We start from the raw sequence: 20507 nt of genomic DNA, 5'->3' as shown, positions 1-20507 counted from the left end.
CATATTCACTATAAATTAATAAGCATTATTTTCCACCCTTTTGTCGATAGGAATCAAGGACAACTGCACCAACGATGATAATTGCTTTAATGATTTGCTGCCAGTCAGGAGAAACACCTACCAATGTGAGACCATTGTTTAAAACACCAATGATTAACGCACCAATAATTGTTCCAGATATGTAGCCTACCCCACCTGTCAAACTGGTTCCACCAATAACCGCTGAAGCAATGGCATCCAGCTCATAAGATAATCCTGCTGTTGGGTTACCAGAACTGACACGAGCAGTAAGGATAATACCGGCAACTGCTGACATTAAGCCAGCAAAACCATAAACAATAATGATGGCTTTTTTTACATTGATACCACATACCTTTGCTGCTTGCTCATTACCGCCAATGGCATAAATACTTTTTCCAAATCGTGTTTTTCTTAGAAGAATATGCGTAAGAATACCCATACTTAAGAAAATAATAACGGGTACGGGGATAATACCAACGGTTCCAGAACCTATTGTTAGAAAAGATTCCGATAGATTACTGACAGGTCGACCACCTGTGAATAAAAGCGCTGCCCCTCGAGCTGCTGTCATCATACCCAGTGTGACAATAAAGGGGGGTATACCCGTCACTGCTAGAACCGTTCCATTAAACAACCCACAAGCGGCTCCAATAAGCAATCCAATAAGTACTGCTATAAAGACATTTTGACCAGGAGCTGCGAAGGATGCTGTAATAACACCTACCAGTGCAACAACAGAACCTGATGATAAATCAATACCACCTGTGATGATAATTAATGTGACACCAAATGCAATGGTTCCAATAACGGATACCTGCCGAAAAATATTGATGATGTTAGCCGATCTAAAAAAAACAGGCTTAACAACTGTAAAACCAACTACCATTAATAGTAGAATTAATACCATACCATAACGTTTTAACAATTCGCCGTTTCTACTGTAATGAATCAAACGAGCTGCTCTTGATCTCATGCTATACCCTCCTATATACTACTTTGTAGCATATTCCATTATTTTTTCTTGTGTTGCTTCAATACCAGCTACTTCACCCGTCAGTTTACCTTCATGCATCACCATAATTCGATCACTCATCCCCATGACCTCTGGTAATTCGGAAGAAACCATGATAATGGCTTTCCCATTCTTAGATAACTCAGACATAATCTTATGGATTTCTGATTTAGCACCTACATCAATACCTCGGGTAGGTTCATCGATAATTAATATGTCTGGGTCCATTAATAACCATCTTGCAATCAGTACTTTTTGCTGATTACCACCACTTAGATTATTAATGATTTGTTGGATACTGGGGGTCTTAATTTTTAAAATCTCCCTTTGGGATTCACAATTATGATTAATGCGCTTTTCATCTAGCAGCTTAACCTTGTTATCATATGTTTTTAGATCAGACATAATGGTATTGTCCGCTACAGATAATGGTAGAAATAAGCCCGTTCTTTTTCGATCTTCTGTAAGAAATCCTATACCATGATTAATGGCATGTTTGGGAGAATTAATCTCTACTTTCTTACCTTGTATATAGATGTCACCGCTTGTTTTGGGTGTCATACCAAATATGGTTTCCATGACTTCTGAACGTCCTGCGCCCATTAGCCCTGCAAACCCAAGTATTTCGCCTCTTCTTACTTGAAAACTCACATTCTCAAACTTACCTTTGCAGGATAAATTTTTAACTTCTAAGATCACATCGCCAAAATTATTATGGTTATCTTTCGGGAATATCTGATTCACTTCACGTCCTACCATCATGGTAATGAGGTCTTGGCTTGTCAGATTCTCTGATTGCTCGTTACCCACATAATGGCCATCACGAAAGATCGTGCATTCATCTGTTATCTCAAATACTTCATCCATCTTATGTGTAATATAGATAATGGCTACACCTTTTTCTTTTAAGTGTTTTATCATCTTAAACAGCTGAGCTACTTCTCGGTCCGTAATGGCAGAAGTAGGTTCATCCATAATAATCAAATCTGAATCGTATGAAATCGCTTTTGCAATCTCAACCATTTGTATATAGGCCGTACTCAAATCCTTCATCTTCGTATGGGGATTAATATGAATCTCTAAATCTCTTAGTAATTTTTCTGTTTGCTCATATAACCGTGCCTCATTCACAATACCAAATCGACGGGGTTCTCTTCCTAAAAAAATATTTTCAGCAACGGTCATCTCTGGTATGGGACTTAATTCTTGATGAATCATTGAAATACCAGCATTTAAAGCGTCCGCCGTGTTGTTAATATGCAAAGGTTTTCCTTTGTACTCTATGTCGCCTGAATCTGGTTGAAAAATACCAATAATAATCTTCATCAATGTTGACTTTCCAGCACCATTCTCACCCATAAGCCCATGAACGGTACCTTTTCTCACTTCAAAATGAACATTATCCAGCGCTTTTACACCAGGGAATGTTTTCGTAATGTTTTTTAAACGTAAAACAACTTCTGAATTCATAGACCTGCTCCTTTAACGATGCCGGGTTGTCAACCCGGCACAATTTTTTCAAAACTGGAAAGTTCTCTTATTTCCTTGGTTATCTCATCCTAACCATGACGCTTATCTACTTCCATATTTCCAAATATTTATCCACGTTATCAATGGTTACTTTTTCAAAAGGTACATCAACGTATTCAGGTACTTCTTCACCATTAATTAATTTAAGTGCAGACTCAACGCCTGTGCCACCTTGACCAAATGGACTTTGGAATACAGTTACTTCTAACGTACCATCTTTTACATACTCAAGGGCATCAGGTGTTGCATCAACACCGGCAACAATCACATCGTCATTTTTATCAATGGCTGTTAAAGCACGAATAGCACCAATAGCCATCTCATCATTATTGGCTACGATAGCATGAATGGTTTCACCGGATTGTAACCAGTTCTCAGAGATTTCCATACCTTTTGCACGGTCCCACTTACCAGAATCTTGGAAAACAACTTTTAGATCAGGGTAATCTTTCATGTATTCTGTGTTTCCTTCTGTACGTTTGATGGATGAATTCTGCCCAATCTCGCCTTCTAGAATGGCTATGTTTCCTTTTCCACCTAAGGCTTCAGCTACATATTCCATCTGAATATTACCAGCTTTGATGTCATCTGAACCAACAAATACATCTGCTCCTTCGAACTTTCGATTAACAGCTATTAATGGAATACCTGCATCATCACAAGCTTTAATAAATGGTGCTGGAGCTGATGGGTCAACCATAACGATAAGTACAGCATCCACACCCTCAACAATGAAATTCTCAACATTTGCTAATTGCGTCGCTGGGTCATTTTTACCATCACCAAAAACAACTTTAATACCAAGATCTAGACATTTTTGCTTAACTGCATCATTTAAATATGTTTGCCATTTGTCTGAGAAACTATTGGATGCAAAACCTATAACGATATCTTTGTCACTGCTTTCCTCTTGTTTTTTTCCATCATCTTTTACCTCTCCTGATGTATCATCCTTTTTTTCACTACACCCTGCAAACAATACGGTTAACATCATCATAACCATTAAAAATGATAAAATCTTTTTCATGATATGCCTCCTAGATAATCGGATTATTTTCATACGTATCTTGTATAGACATTAGGTTGGGGAAAAACAAACTGGTCAATTGTTTTTTCTTACCTTGTAGAAACTGTAAAACCCTCCATACAGTTTTAATCTATCAAAGGTTCGTTATGAATGGTTATATTATATTCCGTTTAATTACATTTGTCAATATTTTTTCGATTTCTTTTAGTTATTTTGTATATTATTCCTCAAATATTTATTTTAATATTGACATTTTAACAAGATGCGTTATACTATTCATAAGTAAACGTAACTATTCATAACAGTTTCGTAACCATATAAATTAAAAAAGCAAACCATTTTATTCATATTTTAAGGAGGATTCTTCATGAAAACAAAGCGCTTAACAATGGCTCAAGCTCTACTTGAATTTCTTGATCATCAATATGTAGAGATTGATGGCGTTGAAACGAAGTTTGTCCAAGGTGTCATGGGAATATTTGGACATGGTAATGTGGTGGGTCTAGGTCAGGCACTGGATCAGTATAAGGATCGTATCAAATATTACGCAGGAAAAAACGAACAAGAAATTACACATGTTGCTATCGCTTATGCGAAGCAAAAGAGAAGAAAACAGATATTTGCTTGCACGGCATCTATTGGACCCGGTTCATTAAATATGGTAACAGCTGCTGGTACAGCTACGGTTAACCGGATACCCGTTCTTCTATTACCATCAGATGCTTACTCAGACCGTCAGCCAGACCCTGTTTTACAACAGGTTGAACAATCTTATGACCCATCCATAACAGCTAATGATGCTTTTCGTTCCGTGAGCAAATACTGGGATCGTATACAGCGACCTGAACAACTGATGTCATCTGCTATTCATGCCATGCGTGTATTGACAAGTCCAGCAGATACGGGTGCTGTTACACTGTGTTTACCTCAAGACGTACAAGGGGAAGCTTATGATTATCCTGTTTCCTTCTTTAAGAAGCGGGTACATCGTATAAGAAGAAGAGAGATAGACCCTTATGATTTAGAACAGGTATTGTCCATCATGAAAGATAAGAAAAAACCTTTGGTCATCTGCGGTGGTGGTGTACGTTATAGTGACGCTGAACAGGCGTTAGTGGACTTTTGTGAAACATTTAACATCCCCTTCTCCGAAACCCAAGCAGGTAAAGGTATTATCCCTTGGACCCATGATTTAAACCTTGGGGGCGGTGGTGTCTGCGGTACTCTAGCTGCTAATCGTTTAGCTAAAGAAGCCGATGTCATCTTAGCTGTTGGTACAAGATTAAATGATTTTGTGACCTCCTCTAAGTTTGCTTATCAAAACCCTGATGTGACCCTTATCACATTAAATATTAATGACACGGATGCTTATAAAATGGAAGCTGTATCTGTTGTTGCTGATGCCAAGAAGGGTCTTATACAACTTAAAGAATCCTTGTTGAAAAACCACTATAAGAGTACGTATGGCCATGAAATCAAACAAGCCAAAGAGGATTGGCAATTAGAGCTTGATAAGATGGATAACGCTACCTCAAAAGATGGCTTCTGCCAAACAACAGCACTGGGTATCATCAACAAAATCATTGATCCAGATGCCATTATTGTATCTGCATCGGGCAGTTTACCTTCTGACTTGGAACGTGTGTGGCGACCTATTAAGCCCGATACCTATCACTTAGAGTACGGTTTCTCATGTATGGGCTACGAAGTAAGCGGCGCTCTTGGAACTAAATTAGCATCACCAGATGTAGAGAGCTATTGTTTTGTAGGTGATGGGGGCTTCTTAATGGGCCATTCAGATTTATTTACGTCTTTACAAGAAGATCAAAAAATCAATGTTCTCTTATTTGATAACCACGGTCATCAATGCATTCATAACTTACAACGTTCTCAAGGCATCCACACCTTTGGCACAGAGTTCAGGTATCGTAATGACGAGGGTAATGCTTTACTTGGTCAATATACCCATATTGATTTTGCTAAAATTGCAGAAGGTTATGGTGCTGTTGCCTACCGTGTAAGCGACGCTGAAGAACTCGTTGCAGCCCTTGAAGATGCCAAGAAGCAAACACGCTCTACCCTCATTGATATCAAAGTACTGCCAGGAACCATGACCGATGGTTTTGAACATTTCTGGCGTGTAGGCACTGCTCAAGTTGCTACAGACTCAGCCGTTGAAAAAGCAGCAATTAACATGAACACAACTGTAAAAGACAAATGCTTCCCTTACTAATAAGTAACGGTAAGAAAAAAATATAGACCCATAAAAGGAGAATGGAACAATGAGAAAAACAGGAAGTAATATGGACCTTAGCAAACACTTTATTAAGCTTGGCTGTGCACCCATTAACTGGACCAACGATGACTTGCCTGAGCTCGGAGGAGAACTGACTTACCAACAATGTCTGAGCGAAATGGCATTAGCAGGATTTGAGGGCAGTGAAATTGGTAATAAGTATCCCACAGATGTAGCCACATTAGCTTATGAATGTGATATACGCAACATGCAGATTTGTAATCAATGGTTTAGTTGTGAGTTTACAACCAAGCCAGAAGAAGAAACCCTAAAGCGATTTGAAACCCTTACTAACTTCTTATATGCCTTAGGGGCAAGAGTTGTTGGTGTATGTGAAACAGGTGTAACCATTCAAGGAGATATCACCAAGAAAATGTTCGATGATGCCCCTATTCTAACGGATGAGCAATTCCATAAAATTGCGAAAGGTCTTAATAAGTTAGGACAGATGGCCAAGAACAAAGGTATGAAAATAGGGTATCACTATCACATGGGGACAGGTGTACAATCCATGGAAGAATTTGAAAAACTCATGTCTTTAATTGATCCCGATTTAGTTGGTGTTCTGTTTGATACAGGTCACGCCACTTTTGCTGGAGAAGATGCTGTTGAGGTTTTAAGAACATACATTGACCGTGTGGTGCACATCCACCTAAAAGATGTACGCAGTGACGTCTTAAAGCGGGTAAAAGAAGAGAAATTAAGCTTTTTGCAAGCTGTAAAAGAGGGTATCTATACCGTACCTGGTGATGGGGATATGGTTGATTGGGACAATATCTTCAAAATCATTAGTCAGAGCAATTATTCTGGATGGATTGTCATAGAAGCCGAACAAGACCCAGCTAAGGCTAATCCTCTTGAATATGCTAAAAAAGCTCGCCGATTTATTACTGAAAAAACAGGGCTATAATACACATTTAGGTTGGAACAAAGGTACTACATGGAGAGTCAATCAAAATAAATCATAACACGATAAAAGTAAATAAAACAAAAAAATATTGAACAAAGGGGTTTTTTTATACTATAATAGAATAAGAAAAACCGACATGATACGATAAAGGAGATTATCATGAAAATAAAACAACCTGGCGATTTTTTAAACGGTGTGAATAAAATCGTTGATATTAACGGTCCTCATCGGGATTATCTGATGGACTTTGAGATACTAAAACTCAATCAAGGTGATACGTACAGCAATAAACAGCCATTGGAGAGAGCTTATCTGCTCATTCAAGGTGAAGTGACAGCATCCTATGCAGATGAAACCGCAACCATGACACGTCCCAATTACTATGATCACAACCCTGTCACACTACAATTGGCTCCATCTACACTTGTGGAACTCCTATGTACGGAAGATGAAACAGAAATAGCTATTTTTAAATCTGAAAATGATAACCTTCAACATAATTGTTTGAGAAAGCCAGAAGATACCGTTGTAGAAGAACGTGGAAAAGGTTTCATGAATGAGTCTGGAACACGGATTACCCGTACCATTATTGATAAATCCATTGATCCAGATTCCAACCTGATGTTAGGTGAAGATATGCACTACCCAGGAAAATGGGCGGGGTTCCCTTCCCACCACCACCAGCAACCAGAAATATATTTTTATAAGTTTCATCCCGTGAATCAAAAAGGGTTTGGTTTACTTAAGCTTGGGGATGACGCTATTCTCTTAGAGGAGAATGATACGGTGCTTATTCCACCAGGTATGGATCATCCTCAAGTAGCGGCACCAGGTTATGCCATGTACTTTATCTTTGCCATCCGCCATTTGGAGAATAATCCTTATATTCGCCCAACATTTATTGAAGAACATCTCTGGGTAGAAGAGCCTGACGCTATCTTGTGGCCGGATAAAAAGTAACTTTGTCACCTAAAAGATGTCAAAGAAAATAAAAATGAAACTTTCTCACACAATAAGAAATAATTGAATTGTAAATCCATAAGCTTTATGCTAAACTATCAACGAATATAATAATTAGAAGGTGCTAATATGTTTGCTATACAACGTTCAGAAAAAATTCTCGAATTACTTGAGAAAAAAGGGATTGTCCATGTGAATAATCTTGTTGATCTATTCCAAGTAAGCGATGTGACCATTCGCAAGGATCTTAATAAACTGCAAGAACAAGGTCTTATAACGAAGACCCATGGTGGAGCTGTGCTTAATAAGAAGCATAACACCTTGGTGACACCACCTAAAAATTCATCATCCCCTACAAGCATCACATTGAAGAAGGAAAAGCTGGCTGCAGCCGCCTATCCTTACATACAAAAGGGTGATACCATATTTTTAGGTTCAGGCTATACCTGTGCTGCTTTAGCAAGACATATTAAAAGAAGCGATGATATCTCAGTCATTACCAATAACCTAGAAGCGGCTCTTATCTTAAAAGAAAAATGTAGAACCTTGATATTAATGGGTGGTGAAGTCATTGTCTATGATAATTACACCTTTACCACGAACCCACAAATGAGTGAATATCTTAAAACTTTTAATATCAATAAGACCATTACCAGCTGCTCCGCTATTGATAAGAACTTTGGGATATCTGTCTCAACAGAAGTGAATCATAAGATTATTACTTCTGTTCTTGAAGTGGCTTATAATTGGTACTTATTAGTGGACGAATCCAAATTTAATCAGGTATCACCTTATAAGGTAGCAGATGTCAGCAGTGTAGACATGATTCTTAGCGACATAAAATCTGACGAATATAGCACTTTTAAGAATATAATAACCATATAAATAGGGTTATCCACATTTTCCCTGTTGATAACCCCATTTTCTTGGGGATAACTTTATTCACTATCCACAAAGCTGTCGTATCCAGCATTCAAAAAATGTATAAACCTTTTACAGGTGTTATTTTGTCATTTTTTGAAATGTGGATAATCATTTTGTGGATAAATGACCTTTTCATTTTTTACCAGTATAAATTTCCCGCCATATTCCAAAATAATAATGGAGTTTATTATGGAAGGAGAAATATTTCATGAAATTTTCAACTGGTATTATTTTAGGTAGCGTTATTGGCGCGTCTTCTTTAGCGCTTATGAACATGGATAAGCGAGAAGTGCGTAAAATGCAACGAAAAGGGAAAAAAATGATGCATAAAGCAGAACGTCTTATGGACGATCTAAAAGGTATGATGTAACGACAAAGGAAACTCCGTGGAGTTTCCTTTTTTTGAATTCCTATTACGCCTAATCCTCTTTGTCCATCCCTCATATGGATTCAATAGACGTAATAAGCCTTATTATATTTTTATGATTCCTGCATATCCATTTGCAGCATTTTAATCAGGTAACGATAGATGGTCTGCACATTCTTCTCATCGTCATCAATGGCAATATGTTGTGTCTTTACAAATTCATCCACACCAGAAAATTCAAATGCAAGGGTAACCAATAAGTTCTGCCACACAATAAGAAACATCTTATCATGGGGTTTCTTAACAATGCCTTCTTCCTGGCCTAAGGTCAAAATAGCTTCTAGTATATCAAGTAATTTTAACCGAAAGCCCATCACAATACTTTTCACTTTCACATGGGCATTGATTTTATTGCCTGTTGGTTTCTTACACTCACTCATCATAAACAGATAATGGCTATTACCTTTTCTAATACCTTTCATCACCAGTTTTATAAGGGTTTTCATGGTGCTTTCAAAATCCCGATGACTTTCCAAAAGGGTTTTCTTGATGGTATCCATATATACCTCACCCACATATTGAACCGTTTGCTGAATGAGCTGTTCTTTGTTTTCAAAGTATTCATAAACTGTGCTTTTACCAATATTAGCTTCTGTGGCTACTTTTGCTATGGTAATACCATGAATGCTTTCACGATTAATAATAGCTGCTGCTGCATCTAATATATTCTTTCGTTTACTCATTTCTATTCCTTCTCCAATTATTTTATTTGCCCATATAAATCTAATTACTACGCTTTAATCGATTCTTTAAACCATAGAATAGTGAGTAAATAACCGGCACAATAACCAGTGTTAGGAACGTTGACATGAGTAATCCACCGATGACGGTAACACCAAGTGGTGCAATCATCTCTGCCCCATCCCCCGGAACAAGTGCTAATGGTACCAGCGCCAAGATGGTTGTCAGGGCTGTCATAAGGATTGGACGTAATCGAACACTTCCTGCTTCTATGATCGCATCTTTTAGGGATTTTCCAGCAACTATCAGCTTATTCATATAGTCTACCAGAACAATGCCATTATTAACAACAATACCTGTTAATACAATCATACCTAAGAATCCTACAATACTCAGGGGTGTGCCAGTAATGAATAACGCTGCAAAGGCACCTGTAAAGGCTAATGGCACACTAAACATAATGACAAATGGATATAAGAACGACTCAAACTGAGATGCCATGATCATATAAACCAGAACCACACCTAGTAGTAACGCTAAAAACAAACTTCTGAAGGAGTCTTGAATTTCTTTATTCTCTCCAGATAGGTCAATTCTGTAACCATCTGGCACCTTAATATCCTTTAATTTTTCTTCCAGTATGTCGCCTACTTTACCACTGCTTTTACCTTCTTCTAATTGAGCAGTAACACTGATGATACGTTTTTGATTGTTCCTATTAATGGTGGAATATCCAGCTGTTTCTTCAATATCTGCAATGTCTGATAGTACCACTTCTTGACCTTTCATAGAAGGGAATGTTAATGCATTCAGCGCATCCACAGTAAGTTCCGTATTGGATGATTCATTGATATAGACATCCATTTGCTGCCCATCCAGTTCAAGGGTTGTGACCTTTGTATCTTGTAATCTTTCTCGAATGGTTCCTGCAATCTGACCTACCGTTACACCAAGAGGTCCTGTGATGGCATTCTCCGTTGTAATGCGAATTTCAGGGGAACCCTTTTCTATACCGTTATCAACCTCTACGGTTCCTTCTATACTCTTAACGGCTTCTTCCACTTCAAGAGCTAAGCGTTCTAACTCCTCAAAGTCTTCACCTGTTATATCCACTTGCACCGGTACGGTACCAAATGCCATTCGGTTAGAGGATACAGCGGTTACTTCAAGGTCAGCATCTATTTTATCTGAAATACGTTCTCTTAAGTCGTCTGTCATTTCTTTTGTGGTTTTATCCCGTTCATCTTTTGGTACAAGAACCAGGTTTATTCTTCCTGAGCCAGCGCCACCGCCGCCCATCATACTGGCAAAACCATTGCCGCCACCAACAGAAGCACTGACGGTTTCTATTTCTTCATAGTCTTCTAAAATAGCTTCAATTTCTTTTACCATATCTACGGTTACTTGGAATGTGGCTCCTTTTTTAGATGCGGTAATTTCAATTTGACCTTCATCCGATGCTGGAATAAGCTCTGTTCCAATGGTCATGGCACCAAATATACTGGCGAAAAATAGAATAATGGTTAGTACAAGTACCACAAAACGATGACGCAAAGCTCCTTTTAACACACGGACATAAAAACGGTTGAATGAATCCATCAGTTTATGATGGGTGCTTGTGTCTGGACGCTTAATTAAACGTGATGACATCATGGGCACTAATGTTAAGGCAACTAATAAACTGGCAACCAATGTTAAGGCAACCGTTATGGCTAATTCCTTAAATAATTGAGCTGTCATACCTTGAACAAAGATAACAGGTAGAAAAACAGCAATGGTTGTAAGGGTGGAAGCTGTTACTGCACCTGCAACCTGCTTACTCCCTATAATGGCAGCTTCAATTCTGCTTTTACCTTCTTTTCGAATACGATAGATGTTTTCTAGAACAACCACCGCATTATCCACCAGCATACCAATCCCTAGGGCTAATCCACCTAATGATACCACATTAAGGCTTATGCCGCTTAGCCAAATAAACGTAAAGGCTACTATAATACTAATTGGAATAGCTACACCGATAATCACTGTTGGACGAACATCTTTCAAGAAGATAAATAGGATGACAATGGCAAGGAGTGCGCCAATAAGGGCATTTAAACTCACAGAAGATACCATGTCTTTTATATATTTTGATTGATCAAGGGTCGTAATGATGTTAATGCCCTCATAATCTTCTTTAATATCATCAATGGCTGCATTTACTTTATCGGCAACATCTGTTGTATTGTATTCAGACTGTCTTTGAATCATAATGGATATACTGTCTTGGCCGTTTACTTTTGTATAGGTATTGGCATTTGCTTCCACTTCATTGACAGTAGCAATATCCTTTAATTTTATGGTCATCATGGAAACAGCACCTGGAGTAGGGGTTTGACCATCTGTTGCTGCTGGGTTCGGATTATCCGTCGTTGCAGCAGGATTTTCACCAGCCTGTGGGTTTTGATTGGTTGTATTCGCTAAAGGATTTTGGTTCGTTGTGCCTTCACCTGTATTCTCACTGTCTGCTCCTGGCATTTGAAAGTTTGCACCTGGCATCGGTACAGGTATTTCCATGAGAATAAAATCTTCTAATGCCTCAATACTATCAATTTTGGCTGTTGTACGGATGGTATAATCCTTATCCTTATCTGTTATACTTCCGATGGGCATATCTAAATTAGAAGCTTTTATAAGATTGGCTACCATATCAGGTTCTAAGCCAAAACCGCTAATTTTCTCAGAGTCTAGGGTAATCTCAATTTGCTTCTCGCTGCCACCAGTAATGGTTACAGAGGCAACACCTTCTATTCTTTCAAGCTTTGGTTTAAGGGTTTCTTCTGCGAAATCGGTGATTTCACTCATGTTACTGCCTTCTTGTGTAACGGAAAATCCCATAATAGGCATCATGTTGGGATTAAACTTAATAATCATAGGTGACGTAACGGATTCTGGTAAGAAGCTCTGTATCTGGTCAAGCTTCTCCCGCATATCCATCATGGCAGCATCCATGTTGGCGGATTCCACAAATTCAACAATGACAAGGGAATGATGTTCTGATGAAATGGACTGTATGTTCTTAACATTCTGTACCGTTGCAAGAGCACTTTCAACTGTCCCAGTCACCATACCTTCTACTTCTGCAGGGCTAGCTCCAATATAGGTGGTGGATACTGCTGCATAAGGTATATTCATATCTGGAAATAAATCCATGGTTAATTTTGAAGAGGATACTGCTCCAAATATCACAAATATAAGTACAATCATCACAATAGTAACGGGTTTTTTTACACTAAATTTTGATAGCATGTTTGCTCCTTTCTTGCGTCTTGTTTAGGTTTCACACACCGACCGAACGTTCGGTCGGAGCTATTATTTATCATAATTTCTTTTATCTTATTTGTCAATAGAAAAAAAGCAGAAGATACTTATTTTAGAAAAGTTTTATAAATTGTTTATAATTTGTTCATTTTTAATGCTATACTTTTCAGCATCCCTATTTTTTAGGGATGTTATACCATTATCTTGATTAAAATAGATAGAAACATACTAGCATACGTAAAAAGGCCATCACATCAAAACAATCTATCCATTCATGGTTTTAAAAATAGGATAACTTCTTCCATTTTCTATACCATGAAAGTTTTTTTGACATGATAGCCTTTATCATTATTTATTAATCATTAACTTTGAAACTGGAGATATTCTCCAACAACGCATCGGCCATATGGGCTAACTGATCCGCTGATTTAGCGATTTCTTCGGATGTTGATGTTTGCTCTTCTGTTGTCGCTGTTACTTGCTCTGCACCTGCTGCTGATTCTGTAACAACTTCTACAATATTGCCAACAGCTTGGGATACCTTGGTACTGGAACCCTTTGTTTCTTCTATGAGCGTCACAACATCTTGTATGTACTGACCCACTTCTTCAATATTTTCGTTAATGGTATTAAAGGCCTGCTCTGATTCTTTTACAGATTGTATACCTTTATCCACTTTCTCGTTTTCTTCAAGAATGAGTCGGTTAGCTGTAGCAATCTCGCTCTGTATTTCCATGATTAACTTTTGTATACCTTGAGCAGATTCCCCAGATTGGAAAGCTAGCTTTCTAATCTCTTCTGCTACAACTGCAAAACCTTTCCCTTGTTCACCTGCCCTTGCAGCTTCTATGGCAGCATTCAAGGCTAAGAGGTTGGTTTGTTCTGCTAATTGTGTAATGACTTCATTAATGCTACCGATTTCATCGGATTGTGTGTTAAGGGCTTCCATTACCTTCACTGTTTGTTCTGAACTTAACTTGATGCTATGCATATGATCAATGGTATTGGTGATCACTTTTTGTTCTCTAATGGATGTTTCTTGAACATTATAGGCTTTCTCAGCCATCTGCTGAGTAGCTGAACTGGACTGACTTAGCTTCTGGTCCATCTGTTCTACAAGTTGATTGGTTTCCGATACATTGGTCACTTGGGTTTCTACCCCATCTGTCATGGCTGACATATTTTTTGCAATTTCTTCAGCTGCAACACTGCTTTCTTCCGATGCAGTGGATAACTCCTGGCTGGACGCTGATAGATCTAAAGAAACCTTTTTAATGTTCGTCAGCATTTCTTTAAGGCTGGAAACCATGGTATTAATGCTTCGGCTAATCTGTTGAAGCTCGTCACCCTCAGACATTTCATAGACATTGCACTTGGTACACTTGTCAATCTTAGATATAATGCCTTCCTGCATTTCACCATCACATAAAGTATCTGGCATATCCCAACATTTTAGATTATCACTTTGATAAGCTGGACAGTCTGCCTTATTACATTTTTTGACTTCCCAGCATTTTTTCATTTTTCCTTCATCTAAAGTGACGGTTAAATCACCTGCTGCTGCCGTACGAATTGCCTTTTTCATACGGGTAATCTTTCTTACCATTCGCACGCTATTATACCCACCAGCCAATAATCCGATTAGGGTAAAGATCGAAGCATACAAGAAAAGATTGTTCTGCATGTCCTTAACAGGTGCTAAATAAACATGCTGACTGGCATTAATGGATAGGGACATGTCACCTATAGGCATATACATATTGAGTTTTGTTATACCCTCAAAATTATAGATAAGCTTATCTGTTTTTCCATTTGCCATGGCTTCTACATGATCATTTAATTCAGGGATATTAAACGCTGTAACATGTTGACCCACATAGGAAGTATTCGTATGGTATAGAATGATACCTTCTTTATTTAATAAATAGGCCGTGCTACCATCTAATAGCTCTACCTGATCCAACATCTTTTTATAGACCTCAAACTTATTACAAGCTGCAAGAACGCCTATTACTTGATTATTTCGGTCTTTTATGGGACTACTTACCACTTGTACTTTATTACCTGTAAAAGGAGATTCCTTCACTTGACTCATGTATACATCACCTTTTAAACTGGCTTGAAAATAGTCCTGATCGGATAAATCTTTTCCTTTACTATTAAGCACATCATACATAACCTTCCCATTGGCATCCAGAATATACGCATTTTCCAAGTGGTTTTGTTGTTCTATGTATTCTTGTAAAAACTGTTTTACCGTATAATCATTTTCTAATAAAACACCTTTTCGTATGTTATTCATATGACTCATTAAGGTAATCTCTTTTGTAATATTTTCTTGTTCCGTTAATATGGACCGACTAACGCTTTCTAATTGGTAGTGTAATTGTTTTTCAATTTCAACGGTTATGGCATCTCTACTTTGATAAGTACTTATACCCGTTAGTAGTATGGCTACTAAGATAATGAGAAGTGAATTGGATAGAATCATTTTTACCATTAAACTGTTCTTAAATTGGCTTAGTCGCATTTTTTTCTTACCTTTTGCTGTCTTATCCTTGTGTTTACGCTGCATGTTATACCCTCCTTGATAACGTGTCACTTAATTAGTCGTTCACTAAATAATACAAAATGATATTTTACCATTTCATAACTTAGTGTGGTGTTCCCAATGCATACTATACATGCTAACCTAATAACCCGTAAGGTTACCATTTTCCACTATCTCCTAATTCAGACCAGTTGGGATATGCAATAAAGCTAGGACTACTGTATTCTACTTCCTATACCATGACCGATTTCATATCCCTGAATTATGAAATAACCATAAAAAATACAAACATACAAATAAGCGATAATCTCCCCCTGAAGATACCCAATTATTGTAAAACCAGAAACATAACACACGTATGATTTTTCTTACTAAATTATATACTTTAAGACGTGTATAAAATTGCATATTTTGTATTTATTTGGTAATAATTATTATAATATGAATTGCTATAATTTACAAGTAGGATGTTAATCGTTTAACCCTTTGTGGATACTCATTTTCTGAAGAAAATATTAATTTTATATTAATTTTGGGTTATAATCCACTTCTGATTCATAAAATTTGTTATGATGATAGAAGCTAATATGGGATGGTTATCCCTATTTTCAATACTTGTAATTCGCGATGAAGGAGGACAACATAGCATGAAAATCCGTTGGAATAAGCAATATACAACCATCAGTGTATATGCTCTTTTGGTTATATTTGCTGGTCTTATTTTTTATAAATTTATAGGTAACTGGGAAGAAACGAAAAAATTTCTAAGAACCTTACTCCAAACCCTTTCCCCGTTCATACTGGGCTTCTTAATTGCCTATTTTATTGATCCCTTGGTAGTTTGGTATGAGAAATGTGTCACCAAAATGCGTATTAGAAAATTTCAAATCAAGCACCCAAAAATTAAACGTTCACTGGCCATCTTGTTAACTTACATAACTGTTCTAGGCTTTATCATTATGATCCTTGCTTTTGTTATACCAGAACTGGCTAAAAGTATTGCTGATTTGGTTAATGGTTTACCTGATTTGACAACAGACATAGTGAATACCCTTACGGCATTTATTGAGGATAAATCCTCTCAATTTGATTTTATTGATCCTGATAAACTGGAAGCTACCATTACAGAATATATTCCAACAACCATTGATTCTGTAAGAGAATTTGTTCCTAGTATTATGAACTCTGTATTTGATATGACCAAAAACTTCACCTTTGGTATCTTCAATGTTATTCTTGGCTTTATTATCGCGATATACTTGTTGGTCAGCAAAGAAAAATCCATTGCTGGTTTTGAAAAAGGCATTATCGCTCTATTTCATGAAAAAACATCTTCCAACATACTGTTTATCTTAAAAGACAGTCACCGTATCTTCTCGAGTTTTTTTGTAGGCAAGCTCATAGACTCCCTTATTATAGGTGCTTTGTGTTTTGTAATTACAGCCATTGCTCGTATTCCGAACCCTTTACTGATTAGTGTATTTGTAGGGGTAACGAATATGATCCCATACTTTGGACCTTTTATCGGCGGTTTTTTCGGTATCGTCCTTGTGTTTATACAATCCCCTATCCAAGCCTTATGGTTTGCACTTATTATATTAGGACTTCAACAATTTGACGGCAATATTTTAGGTCCTAAGATTCTTGGTGATTCAACGGGCCTTAGCCCCTTTTGGGTTATCTTCTCCATTCTCATTGGAGGAAAATTCTTCGGTATCTTTGGTATGTTTCTTGGTGTTCCATTCTTCGCAGTCATTAAAAATATCATTGATCGACATATTGAGAGTAAATATAAGAAGCGTATGGAGGATAAACGCCAGCAAGAATTATTGGATGAATCAGCCAACTTACCATAATACTTATTATGCTATAAAAGAGATAACAAAGGAGGCTGCGCCTCATTGGCAAAGAGATTTGTCTGTTAGGAAAGTTTCCTTAGCACAATTCTTAATGCTCCTATCTCATTTGTTACATTATAAACGCCTATAACATAAAAAAAGCTTCTAACCGTTTAATAGGATAGAAGCTTTTTAAGCTATACTATTGTGCTTACATAGCAGATTCAATTTTGGATTCAAGTTGCTGCTTAGGTACAGCACCAACAACGGTGTCGACAACCTTACCATTTTTTATAAGTAACATGGTTGGTATGCTCATCACACGATATTTCTGAGCTGTTTCCCCATTCTGATCAACATTAAGCTTTCCAATCTTTGCTTTACCTTCATATTTCACTGCTAATTCATCTATTACAGGGGCCATCATCTTGCATGGTCCACACCAATCAGCGTAAAAATCAACCAATACTGGTACATCTGAATTTAATACTTCCGCTTCAAAATTATTATCTGTGAATGCTAATGACATCATTAAAACCTCCTTATTATTTGTTATATGTTTTATATTACTATCATCTTAATATTATTATATTACAATATAGTAATATATGTCAACACTTTTTGTCACTTTTTTAAAAAATTTTTTTATTAGACTTAACACACATGGGCATTGGTTAAAATGTAACCTATTCCCTTTGTACATGATAATACCTTCATAGTATATCTCATATACCACTTTTTAAACACAGAATTGTAAAATTAATCCTAAACAATGGGTAAACAAACAACCATGAATATCTTCTCTTTCTTCAACATATGCAGCCCTTAGCGTTTATATCCATTATTATGGAAATTCTACAGATAACTGTTAACCATTTAAATATACCACTTCGGCTCCATTATTGCAATGAGAAAAGCATTATGCTATATTAGGATGTAATGACATATGCTATATCAAGATGAAGAATTGGATAGAAAGGATGAAATATACGATGAACTCTGCTAAGCGTGGCAATCGCTTTGTATTTCTTTTAATATTATTTAGTGTGATTATTGTCAATGTAATGGGAATTATATTGAGTATACAAGAAAGAACTTTAACAACTGTACAGAGTATTCTATTCTCCCAAGTTGTGCTGATTAGTTTACCCATCATCTTATACTTTGTGTTTACAAGAGCTAATGTGAAAAACACCCTGCTGCTTCATAAGATGGATACCATTAATGTGTTACTTGCCATTGGTATTGGTATTTTTATTCAACCCTTTTTAGGGCTTATTAACTTATTGTCACAGATTTTCTTTGAAAATCAAATTGCTGGTACCATTGAACCTTTGTTACAACAGCCCTTATGGCTATTGCTTACATTGGTAGCTGTATTGCCAGCCATTAATGAGGAGTTTCTTTTGCGTGGTATTTTACTCACGAATTATGAACATGTGCCACTTGTAAAAGCTGCACTGATGAATGGTTTATTTTTTGGGTTGCTGCATCAGAATGCCAATCAATTTACCTATGCATTTGCCATGGGTATTATGCTCTTTCTCCTTGTTAAGATTACAGGTTCTGTCTATGCCGGTATGATTGTCCACTTTATTGTCAACGGTACGAACATGGTCTTAGCAAAACTATTAACGGTGTTACAGAATATTTTTTCAAGCTTTGTGGAATCCGATGCTTTTGTTACTGCTCAGACCTCAGAAGTTTCCGTGTTATCTGCACTACCTCTTTATTTAGTGATGACCTTATTTTCCTTGCCTTTGGTGTATTTATTTTATAAAATTGCCATCACACATAATAAAAAGCAGCATCTGTTTACTAAGAAACATGTAGACCAAGATACATTAGAAGGGCCAAAAAGAAAAGTATTTGATGGTTATGTGATAGGTTCTATCATTCTCTTTCTGATTATCTTTTTCCTAAATGAACTATTACCCTTATTACTTCCTGCTGCTTAGCACATGATAAAAATAAGTGGCTTCATATTCAATACATTTATATGTATCCGTTCCATAACATATTATAGGTTAAGTGGGCTAAAAACAGTCACATCGAGACACTTACTTCCATGGATTTGTTATGCCATGGCTAGGTCTCAGAAAAACTTAACCTATAATATGTTTAACGTGTTTTTATTTTTTACTCTTGGTTAATAATTGTTCTAAGTAACTTTCCATTTCATCCAATGACCGTGTAAAAGCTTGTTTTTGGGTTTTTTTATTCCGACGTCCATAACTTTCCTGTAAATATCGGTATTTTAACTTCTCAAAAAATCGCATCATCTCACCCTATCGTATCAAATATACCTATTTGATTTTCGTTTTAATATAGTATATTCATGGAGGTACCACAATGCTAATGTGTGAACAACCTCATGTTAAGCTGTCATCCATAGCTGTAATATGGAAAATAATCTCGTCCATTTGATCGTCCTGTTCATTCACCTTCGTAAAATGAACCGTACATTCCCCTTCATGTTCAACAGCAAATCCCCAGTGCTGCCTCTTATAGCCTTCTTCATCTTCCTCGTGATAGCTTAGAAGACGCAGATGATCTTTTACCCTGTCATATACCCATCGCTGCCCCTTATCCTGTTTTAAAGTTATAGCTACCGTCTTATTTTTAGCAATGGTGATGTTATGTTCTTCCATATCCAATAAACCATCGGGAAAAATGCCCAAGTAACCGCTAATGGTTTCTCTTTCATCGATTTTAATGCTACGATCCTGTTCATTCGCTATGACTTTTGTAGCTGTGTAGACTTCATGATTTTCCTCATGTTCAACAGCATGCATCATCACAACATTCCCATCTGCTAATGCTGTTGATATACCTTCTTCAAACACAGCTTCATCATCAATACGAATGAGATACTGTCTTTCTTTATCAACGGTTTTCAGTAACCAACTGGCGTCATCTTTTTTTTCAATCACTTTAGCTATAATGTAAATCTCAGGATTATCTGCATGTTCACATTCTAGTTCTTGCTCTTTATGCTCGGACAAATCCAACACTCCTTTCATACTTAAA

At 37.0% G+C, this 20507-nt stretch carries 16 protein-coding genes; 7 read left to right on the top strand and 9 right to left on the bottom strand.

Annotated elements, in window-relative coordinates:
• Window positions 1–25 precede the first annotated feature (25 nt).
• The 3 genes from HZI73_RS02130 to HZI73_RS02120 all read right to left on the bottom strand — a co-directional run bounded on the left by HZI73_RS02130 (window position 26) and on the right by HZI73_RS02120 (window position 3590).
• A complete protein-coding gene (locus HZI73_RS02130) occupies window positions 26–994 on the bottom strand; it encodes an ABC transporter permease (RefSeq protein ID WP_212696619.1) in 969 nt (322 codons plus the stop codon).
• Window positions 995–1012: 18 nt separating this feature from the next.
• A complete protein-coding gene (locus tag HZI73_RS02125) occupies window positions 1013–2503 on the bottom strand; it encodes a sugar ABC transporter ATP-binding protein (RefSeq protein ID WP_212696618.1) in 1491 nt (496 codons plus the stop codon).
• Window positions 2504–2609: 106 nt separating this feature from the next.
• On the bottom strand, window positions 2610–3590 hold the full coding sequence (locus HZI73_RS02120) for a sugar ABC transporter substrate-binding protein (RefSeq protein ID WP_212696617.1): 981 nt from the start codon (window positions 3588–3590) through the stop codon (window positions 2610–2612).
• 367 nt (window positions 3591–3957) lie between these two features.
• On the opposite strand from HZI73_RS02120, the gene iolD reads away from it, so the two are divergent.
• The 5 genes from iolD to HZI73_RS02095 all read left to right on the top strand — a co-directional run bounded on the left by iolD (window position 3958) and on the right by HZI73_RS02095 (window position 9050).
• Complete coding sequence (iolD, locus tag HZI73_RS02115) at window positions 3958–5823, top strand: 3D-(3,5/4)-trihydroxycyclohexane-1,2-dione acylhydrolase (decyclizing) (protein ID WP_212696616.1); 1866 nt, start codon at window positions 3958–3960, stop codon at window positions 5821–5823.
• 49 nt (window positions 5824–5872) lie between these two features.
• A complete protein-coding gene (gene iolE / locus HZI73_RS02110; protein ID WP_246552321.1) occupies window positions 5873–6796 on the top strand; it encodes a myo-inosose-2 dehydratase in 924 nt (307 codons plus the stop codon).
• Between the two features lie 159 nt (window positions 6797–6955).
• A complete protein-coding gene (locus HZI73_RS02105; protein ID WP_212696615.1) occupies window positions 6956–7756 on the top strand; it encodes a 5-deoxy-glucuronate isomerase in 801 nt (266 codons plus the stop codon).
• Between the two features lie 129 nt (window positions 7757–7885).
• The gene (locus HZI73_RS02100) at window positions 7886–8641 is read left to right on the top strand and encodes a DeoR/GlpR family DNA-binding transcription regulator (protein WP_212696614.1); all 756 of its coding nucleotides are present in this window, start codon (window positions 7886–7888) and stop codon (window positions 8639–8641) included.
• Between the two features lie 247 nt (window positions 8642–8888).
• A complete protein-coding gene (locus tag HZI73_RS02095; RefSeq protein ID WP_212696613.1) occupies window positions 8889–9050 on the top strand; it encodes a hypothetical protein in 162 nt (53 codons plus the stop codon).
• A gap of 110 nt (window positions 9051–9160) precedes the next feature.
• On the opposite strand, the gene HZI73_RS02090 is transcribed toward HZI73_RS02095, so the two are convergent.
• From HZI73_RS02090 to HZI73_RS02080, 3 genes are all read right to left on the bottom strand, one after another.
• Window positions 9161–9790: a TetR/AcrR family transcriptional regulator gene (locus HZI73_RS02090; RefSeq protein ID WP_212696612.1), complete on the bottom strand. Its 630-nt coding sequence runs from the start codon at window positions 9788–9790 to the stop codon at window positions 9161–9163.
• A 40-nt stretch (window positions 9791–9830) separates the two neighbouring features.
• Window positions 9831–13076 (bottom strand): efflux RND transporter permease subunit, encoded by a 3246-nt coding sequence (locus HZI73_RS02085; RefSeq protein WP_212696611.1) that lies wholly within the window; start codon window positions 13074–13076, stop codon window positions 9831–9833.
• Between the two features lie 367 nt (window positions 13077–13443).
• On the bottom strand, window positions 13444–15663 hold the full coding sequence (locus HZI73_RS02080; protein ID WP_212696610.1) for a methyl-accepting chemotaxis protein: 2220 nt from the start codon (window positions 15661–15663) through the stop codon (window positions 13444–13446).
• Window positions 15664–16286: 623 nt separating this feature from the next.
• On the opposite strand from HZI73_RS02080, the gene HZI73_RS02075 reads away from it, so the two are divergent.
• Window positions 16287–17495: an AI-2E family transporter gene (locus HZI73_RS02075; RefSeq protein WP_212696609.1), complete on the top strand. Its 1209-nt coding sequence runs from the start codon at window positions 16287–16289 to the stop codon at window positions 17493–17495.
• Between the two features lie 193 nt (window positions 17496–17688).
• On the opposite strand, the gene trxA is transcribed toward HZI73_RS02075, so the two are convergent.
• Entirely contained in the window at window positions 17689–18009 is a 321-nt protein-coding gene (gene trxA, locus HZI73_RS02070) for a thioredoxin (RefSeq protein ID WP_330619680.1), read from the bottom strand.
• Between the two features lie 427 nt (window positions 18010–18436).
• On the opposite strand from trxA, the gene HZI73_RS02065 reads away from it, so the two are divergent.
• The gene (locus HZI73_RS02065; protein WP_212696608.1) at window positions 18437–19435 is read left to right on the top strand and encodes a CPBP family intramembrane glutamic endopeptidase; all 999 of its coding nucleotides are present in this window, start codon (window positions 18437–18439) and stop codon (window positions 19433–19435) included.
• Between the two features lie 174 nt (window positions 19436–19609).
• On the opposite strand, the gene HZI73_RS02060 is transcribed toward HZI73_RS02065, so the two are convergent.
• Both HZI73_RS02060 and HZI73_RS02055 read right to left on the bottom strand, forming a co-directional pair.
• Complete coding sequence (locus HZI73_RS02060; protein ID WP_212696607.1) at window positions 19610–19759, bottom strand: hypothetical protein; 150 nt, start codon at window positions 19757–19759, stop codon at window positions 19610–19612.
• Between the two features lie 90 nt (window positions 19760–19849).
• Window positions 19850–20500, bottom strand: coding sequence for a hypothetical protein (locus HZI73_RS02055; RefSeq protein WP_212696606.1), 651 nt, complete (start codon window positions 20498–20500; stop codon window positions 19850–19852).
• Window positions 20501–20507: the final 7 nt, after the last annotated feature.

Origin of the sequence: Vallitalea pronyensis, from assembly GCF_018141445.1 — a bacterium.
Classification (GTDB): domain Bacteria; phylum Bacillota; class Clostridia; order Lachnospirales; family Vallitaleaceae; genus Vallitalea; species Vallitalea pronyensis.
Note: the sequence above shows the minus strand (reverse complement) of the source record. Positions and strands in the feature narration are given on the sequence as shown.

What these genes read in the sequence shown, in the direction of transcription:
- HZI73_RS02130 (WP_212696619.1), bottom strand. Translation starts at nt 994, where the DNA reads ATGAGATCAAGAGCAGCTCGTTTGATTCATTACAGTAGAAACGGCGAA.
- HZI73_RS02125 (WP_212696618.1), bottom strand. Translation starts at nt 2,503, where the DNA reads ATGAATTCAGAAGTTGTTTTACGTTTAAAAAACATTACGAAAACATTC.
- HZI73_RS02120 (WP_212696617.1), bottom strand. Translation starts at nt 3,590, where the DNA reads ATGAAAAAGATTTTATCATTTTTAATGGTTATGATGATGTTAACCGTA.
- iolD (WP_212696616.1), top strand. Translation starts at nt 3,958, where the DNA reads ATGAAAACAAAGCGCTTAACAATGGCTCAAGCTCTACTTGAATTTCTT.
- iolE (WP_246552321.1), top strand. Translation starts at nt 5,873, where the DNA reads ATGAGAAAAACAGGAAGTAATATGGACCTTAGCAAACACTTTATTAAG.
- HZI73_RS02105 (WP_212696615.1), top strand. Translation starts at nt 6,956, where the DNA reads ATGAAAATAAAACAACCTGGCGATTTTTTAAACGGTGTGAATAAAATC.
- HZI73_RS02100 (WP_212696614.1), top strand. Translation starts at nt 7,886, where the DNA reads ATGTTTGCTATACAACGTTCAGAAAAAATTCTCGAATTACTTGAGAAA.
- HZI73_RS02095 (WP_212696613.1), top strand. Translation starts at nt 8,889, where the DNA reads ATGAAATTTTCAACTGGTATTATTTTAGGTAGCGTTATTGGCGCGTCT.
- HZI73_RS02090 (WP_212696612.1), bottom strand. Translation starts at nt 9,790, where the DNA reads ATGAGTAAACGAAAGAATATATTAGATGCAGCAGCAGCTATTATTAAT.
- HZI73_RS02085 (WP_212696611.1), bottom strand. Translation starts at nt 13,076, where the DNA reads ATGCTATCAAAATTTAGTGTAAAAAAACCCGTTACTATTGTGATGATT.
- HZI73_RS02080 (WP_212696610.1), bottom strand. Translation starts at nt 15,663, where the DNA reads ATGCAGCGTAAACACAAGGATAAGACAGCAAAAGGTAAGAAAAAAATG.
- HZI73_RS02075 (WP_212696609.1), top strand. Translation starts at nt 16,287, where the DNA reads ATGAAAATCCGTTGGAATAAGCAATATACAACCATCAGTGTATATGCT.
- trxA (WP_330619680.1), bottom strand. Translation starts at nt 18,009, where the DNA reads ATGATGTCATTAGCATTCACAGATAATAATTTTGAAGCGGAAGTATTA.
- HZI73_RS02065 (WP_212696608.1), top strand. Translation starts at nt 18,437, where the DNA reads ATGAAGAATTGGATAGAAAGGATGAAATATACGATGAACTCTGCTAAG.
- HZI73_RS02060 (WP_212696607.1), bottom strand. Translation starts at nt 19,759, where the DNA reads ATGATGCGATTTTTTGAGAAGTTAAAATACCGATATTTACAGGAAAGT.
- HZI73_RS02055 (WP_212696606.1), bottom strand. Translation starts at nt 20,500, where the DNA reads ATGAAAGGAGTGTTGGATTTGTCCGAGCATAAAGAGCAAGAACTAGAA.